The organism is Clavibacter lycopersici (assembly GCF_003576405.1).
Taxonomy (GTDB): Bacteria; Actinomycetota; Actinomycetes; order Actinomycetales; family Microbacteriaceae; genus Clavibacter; species Clavibacter lycopersici.
The window spans coordinates 1-5,187 of record NZ_QWGT01000198.1; the positions used below are offsets into that span (position 1 = coordinate 1).

Annotated in this window: 5 protein-coding genes and 1 pseudogene; 3 read left to right on the plus strand and 3 right to left on the minus strand. The window is 73.9% G+C overall.

The window, feature by feature from the left end; translation table 11 throughout:
• The first annotated feature begins 18 nt into the window (after positions 1-18).
• Both DZG00_RS11900 and DZG00_RS11905 read left to right on the plus strand, forming a co-directional pair.
• Positions 19-1,041, plus strand: a complete 1,023-nt coding sequence (locus DZG00_RS11900; protein ID WP_375342503.1) for a FecCD family ABC transporter permease — start codon at positions 19-21, stop codon at positions 1,039-1,041.
• Between the two features lie 19 nt (positions 1,042-1,060).
• Positions 1,061-1,924 (plus strand): ABC transporter ATP-binding protein, encoded by an 864-nt coding sequence (locus DZG00_RS11905; RefSeq protein WP_119382630.1) that lies wholly within the window; start codon positions 1,061-1,063, stop codon positions 1,922-1,924.
• Positions 1,925-1,949: 25 nt separating this feature from the next.
• Here the strand turns inward: DZG00_RS11905 and DZG00_RS11910 are convergent, their stop codons facing one another.
• Together DZG00_RS11910 and DZG00_RS11915 are read right to left on the minus strand one after the other, a co-directional pair.
• Positions 1,950-2,369 carry a VOC family protein gene (locus DZG00_RS11910; RefSeq protein ID WP_119382629.1) on the minus strand — a complete coding sequence of 140 codons (420 nt, stop codon included), beginning with the start codon at positions 2,367-2,369 and terminating at the stop codon, positions 1,950-1,952.
• A 124-nt stretch (positions 2,370-2,493) separates the two neighbouring features.
• A complete protein-coding gene (locus DZG00_RS11915; protein ID WP_119382628.1) occupies positions 2,494-3,513 on the minus strand; it encodes a hypothetical protein in 1,020 nt (339 codons plus the stop codon).
• Positions 3,514-3,644: 131 nt separating this feature from the next.
• On the opposite strand from DZG00_RS11915, the gene DZG00_RS11920 reads away from it, so the two are divergent.
• Positions 3,645-4,946 carry an ATP-dependent DNA helicase gene (locus tag DZG00_RS11920; protein WP_119382627.1) on the plus strand — a complete coding sequence of 434 codons (1,302 nt, stop codon included), beginning with the start codon at positions 3,645-3,647 and terminating at the stop codon, positions 4,944-4,946.
• Positions 4,947-4,964: 18 nt separating this feature from the next.
• Here DZG00_RS11920 and DZG00_RS11925 read toward each other — a convergent pair.
• A pseudogene (locus tag DZG00_RS11925) lies at positions 4,965-5,187 on the minus strand (hypothetical protein); the annotation flags it as partial.

Consider the following 5,187-nt stretch of genomic DNA (forward strand, 5'->3'; position numbering starts at 1 on the left):
CGCCGACCGGCCGCTCGCATCCCCGGCACCGTGCGCCTGCCCGTCGTCGGCGTCCGGCTGCAGCGCCGCGAGGTGCTCGTGGGCGCCGCGCTCGCCGTCGCGATCGTCGCCCTCGCGCTCGTGGCGCTCGGCACCGGCGACTTCCCGCTCACGGTGCCCGAGGTGATCCGCGCCATCGCGCTGCCCGACGGCTCCTTCGCCACCACGATCGTCGTCGAGTGGCGCCTGCCGCGCGTGCTCGCCGCGCTCGCGTTCGGCGCCGCGCTCGGTGTCGCCGGCGCCGTCTTCCAGTCGCTCACGCGCAACCCGCTCGGATCGCCCGACATCATCGGCTTCTCCACCGGCTCCTACACGGGCGCGCTCATCGTGACGACGCTGGCGGGCGCGGCCTTCCTGCCGACCGCGGTCGGCGCGCTCGCGGGCGGGCTCGGCACGGCGCTCGTCGTCTACCTGCTCGCGTACCGTGGCGGGGTGCAGGGGTTCCGGCTGATCATCACGGGCATCGCGGTCACGGCCGTCCTGCACGGGGTCAACACGTTCCTGCTGCTGAAGGCCGGCACCGAGGTCGCGATGGCCGCCTCGATCTGGGGCGCCGGATCCCTCGCGCTCGTCGGCTGGGACCGCGCGCTGCCCGCGTTCGTCGCCCTCCTCGTGCTCGCGCCCGCGATCCTGCTGCTCTCCGCGCCGCTGCGGCAGCTCGAGCTCGGTGACGACGCCGCGCGCGCCCACGGCGTGCGGGCCGAGCCGACGCGCCTCGCCCTGCTGATCCTCGGGGTCGCCCTCACCGCGATCGTCACCGCCGCCGCCGGGCCGATCGCGTTCGTCGCGCTCGCGGCCCCGCAGATCGCCCGCCGGCTCACGCGCAGCGCCGGCCTGCCGCTCGTGCCGGCCGCGCTCACGGGCGGCCTGCTGCTGCTCGCCGCCGACTCCGCCGCCCAGCACGCGCTGCCGGGGACGGTGCCCGTGGGCATCGTCACGGTCGTCGTCGGAGGCGCCTACCTGATCGCCCTGCTCATCCGCGAGGCGTCCCGCCGTGCCTGACCCCGCACGCCCCGACCCGATGGGAGACCCCGCCGTGGACCACACCGCGTCCGCCGACACCGCAGCGCCCGCGCCCGAGGCCGTGCCCGCGGCCACCGCCCCGCGCCTCCGCGCCGAGGGCGTCACGCTCTCCTACGACCGCCGCGTGATCTCCGAGCACCTCGACGTGTCCGTGCCCGACCGCTCCTTCACCGTGATCGTCGGCCCGAACGCGTGCGGGAAGTCGACCCTGCTCCGCGCGCTGTCGCGCCTGCTCGCGCCGACCGCGGGCGGCGTCCTCCTCGACGACCGGCCGCTCGGCTCGTACCGGGCCAAGGAGGTCGCGCGGATCGTCGGCCTCCTCCCGCAGAGCGCCATCGCGCCCGACGGGATCACCGTGGCCGACCTCGTGGCGCGCGGCCGCTTCCCGCACCAGAACCTCATCCGCCAGTGGACGCCCACCGACGAGGACGCCGTGCAGGAGGCGATGGCCGCGACGGGCGTCGCCGACCTCGCCGCCCGCCACGTGGACGAGCTCTCCGGCGGCCAGCGCCAGCGCGTGTGGGTCGCGATGGCGCTCGCCCAGCAGACGCCCGTGCTGCTGCTCGACGAGCCGACGACGTTCCTCGACATCGCCCACCAGATCGAGCTGCTCGACCTCCTCGCCGACCTGCACCGCGACGGCAGCACCATCGTCGCCGTGCTGCACGACCTCAACCACGCCGCGCGCTACGCCGACCACCTCATCGTGATGAAGGACGGCCGCGTGATCTCCTCGGGCGCCCCGCGCGACATCGTCACGGCCGAGCTGGTGGAGGAGGTCTTCGGCCTGCCGTGCCTCGTGATCGACGATCCCGTCTCGCATACGCCGCTCATCGTCCCGCGCGGCGGCCGCTGGACCTGAGGCCGGCCACCGGGCGGGCGGGGGATCAGGCCGCGGCCGGCTGCGCGATCGACACCATCCAGTCGATCCCGTAGCGGTCCGTGCACATGCCGAACCGGTCGCCCCACGGCGCCACCTCGAGCGGGAGGACGACCGTCCCGTCGGCGGTCAGCGCGTCCCACCAGCCGGTCAGCACGGCCTCGTCGTCGCCCGAGAGGGAGAGCGTGATGGCGGATCCGCTCGGCACGCCCATCGACGCCGGGGTGTCCGACGCCATGAGCACGAAGCCCGCGCCCGAGGTGAGCTGGCCGTGCATGACCTTGTCGGCCTCGGCCGGGTCGGGAGCCATGCCGCCCTCGCCGAAGGTCGTCGTCTGGACCTCGCCGCCGAAGATCCCCCGGTAGAAGCGGAGCGCGTCGGCGGCCTGGTCGCGGAAGGACAGGTAGGGGGTCATGATCGCGGACATGGGGGCGCTCCTCGGGTGGCGGATCCCCGCGGTCTGCGACGACCCTGTTGCGTCCTGATCCTGGCCCTGCCGCCCCCGCACCGCACCCTGACGCCACGTGAGGGTGACCGCGAGCGGACAGCGCCTAGAGCCCCTGGATCCGCACGCCCGACGTCTCGTCCACGCTCACGCGCCAGCTCACGCTGAACGGCACGTCCTCGTCGAGGTCCTTCACGCTGCCGTCGTAGAGCGAGCGGACGGGCACCTGGATGTGCGCGGTGCCGACGGTCGACGGCACCACCCAGTCGAGGTCGGCGGGGTCGTCGCTCGCGGGCTGCAGGGTGACCACCGGCATGGCCGTCATGCTCCATGCGGGCGGCGCGGTGATCCGGTCGCGGATCGTCTTCCCGAACGGGCAGCCCGAGGGGTACAGCACGGCCTGTGTGGTGCACCCGGTGAGGTACGCGTCGACCTCGGACTGCACGCTGGCGACGAGGTCGTCGGTGGGCTCGGCGTCGACGCGCGCGGGCACGACGCTGCCCGGGTCGGTGACGGCGACCTCGGCGTCGTCCGCCTGGAGGTACTGGGAGGCGTGGTCGAGCGCGAGCGACGCGGGCGCGAGCACCAGGTACGTGGATCCGGCGCCCTCGGACGCCTCGCCGCCCGGCGTCGCGGAGACGGCCAGCCCGTTGGCCGTGAACGTGGACGCGTGCCGCAGCTCGAGGTCGACGGATGCGACCGGGCTCGTCGCGAACTCCCACCGGGCGAAGAGGCCGAGCGCGGCGGGCGTCTCGCGCACGCGGAACTCGGTGGATCCGGGCCCGGACGGCAGCGTGTACGCGTACGTGACCGCGCGCTCGCCGTCGCCCGCGGGCTCGTCCGACACCAGCTCCACGTCGGCGAGGCCGGGCAGCGCGCGGGCGTCGAGGAGGGCGCGGCTGCCCGTGTCCGGCAGCGTGACGCCGGGCGTGGCGAGCGCGTCGCGGCTGTCCTCGCGGGCGAGCGCGTCGAGGTAGGAGCGCACGAAGCCGTGCGCGCTGAAGGTGCCCTGGTTGAGCGCGCCGACCGTGCCGAGGAACGCCCCGACCAGGAGGGCCGCGAGCAGCGACCACACGACGACGGCCCGACGCAGCTCGCCGCGCGCGTCGACGGCGGGGCTCGGCATGCGGATCATCCTACGGGCGGGGCATCGACGCCTCCCCGGCCGGGCGCCGGGGTAGATTCGAGTGCGCATCCCGCGGCGCCCGCCGCCGCCGTACGCGCACCCTCCCGTCCCCGACCCGCCAGGAGCCCCGCGTGAGCACGGTCCCCCTCTCCCCGGAGCAGGCCGCGGTCTTCCAGGCCATCGAGGGCACGCGCGACCACATCTTCGTCACGGGCCGCGCCGGCACCGGCAAGTCGACGCTCCTCACGCACCTCTCGTGGAACACCGAGAAGCAGATCGTGATCTGCGCGCCCACCGGCGTCGCGGCGCTCAACGTCGGCGGGCAGACCATCCACTCGCTGTTCAAGCTGCCGATCGGCGTCATCGCCGACGAGGAGATCGAGCAGACCGGCGAGCTGCGGAAGCTCCTCAACACCATCGACACGCTCGTCATCGACGAGGTCTCCATGGTCAACGCGGATCTGGTCGACGCCATCGACCGCAGCCTCCGCCAGGCGCGCCACAAGAAGGACGTGCCGTTCGGCGGCGTGCAGGTCGTGCTGTTCGGGGATCCGTACCAGCTGGCCCCCGTGCCCGGCGACGGCGACGAGCGCGCCTACTTCGCCGACCGCTACCGCTCCATGTGGTTCTTCGACGCGAAGGTGTGGGAGGAGGCGCAGCTGCGGATCTACGAGCTCACCGAGATCCACCGGCAGCACGAGGAGGCGTTCAAGGAGATGCTCAACGCCGTGCGCCACGGGCGGGTCACGGCGGAGATCGCGGGCGTCCTCAACGCGGCGGGCGCCCGGCAAGCGCCCACGGACGGCGCGATCACGCTCGCCACGCGCAACGACACCGTCAACCGGATCAACGCGGAGGCCCTCAAGCGCCTGCCCGGCAAGTCGCTCACCGCCACCGCCGACGTCACGGGCGACTTCGGCGGCCGCACCTACCCGGCCGACGAGAAGCTCGACCTCAAGATCGGCGCGCAGGTGATGTTCCTCCGCAACGACGCCGACCAGCGCTGGGTGAACGGATCCGTCGGCGTCGTCACGCGCATCGACACGAACGTGTACGTCGAGCTCGACGGCGTCGTGCACGAGGTCGAGCCGGTCACGTGGGAGAAGCACAAGTACTCGTACTCGCCCACCACGAAGCAGCTGCGGCGCGACGTCGTGGCCGACTTCACGCAGTTCCCGCTGCGGCTCGCGTGGGCGGTCACCATCCACAAGTCGCAGGGCAAGACGTACGAGCGGGCCATCGTGGATCTCGGGGCGCGCGTGTTCAGCCCGGGGCAGACCTACGTGGCGCTCAGCCGGATCACCGACATCGACGGCCTGTTCCTCACGCGGCCGCTGCGGCCGGGCGACATCATCGTCGACGAGAACGTGCGGCGCTTCATGAGCGAGGCGACGCGGATCCGCGTGACGCCGGCGGTCTCGCCCGCGAGCTGACCGCCGAGCCCCTGCGGCTCAGTGGCCGGAGTGCTCGCCCTGGATGCCGTCGAGGTCGATCGTGCTGTGCTGGCCGTGCGGGACGGCGAACTCGCCGGCGCGCGTGAGCGATAGGGCCGGTGTGACGAGCCCGGCGACGACGAACGCGCCGACGAGCACGCCCACGAGGTAGCGGCCGCCCGTGGGCTCGGCGGCGGGGGCGCCCGCGAGCGGCGGGGCAGCGGATGCGACGGGGGCGGCG

Bases quoted from the DNA above. Each gene is read 5' to 3' on its own strand.
- DZG00_RS11910 (WP_119382629.1), bottom strand. From the start codon at position 2,369: ATGTCCGCGATCATGACCCCCTACCTGTCCTTCCGCGACCAGGCCGCC.
- DZG00_RS11905 (WP_119382630.1), top strand. From the start codon at position 1,061: ATGGGAGACCCCGCCGTGGACCACACCGCGTCCGCCGACACCGCAGCG.
- DZG00_RS11915 (WP_119382628.1), bottom strand. From the start codon at position 3,513: ATGCCGAGCCCCGCCGTCGACGCGCGCGGCGAGCTGCGTCGGGCCGTC.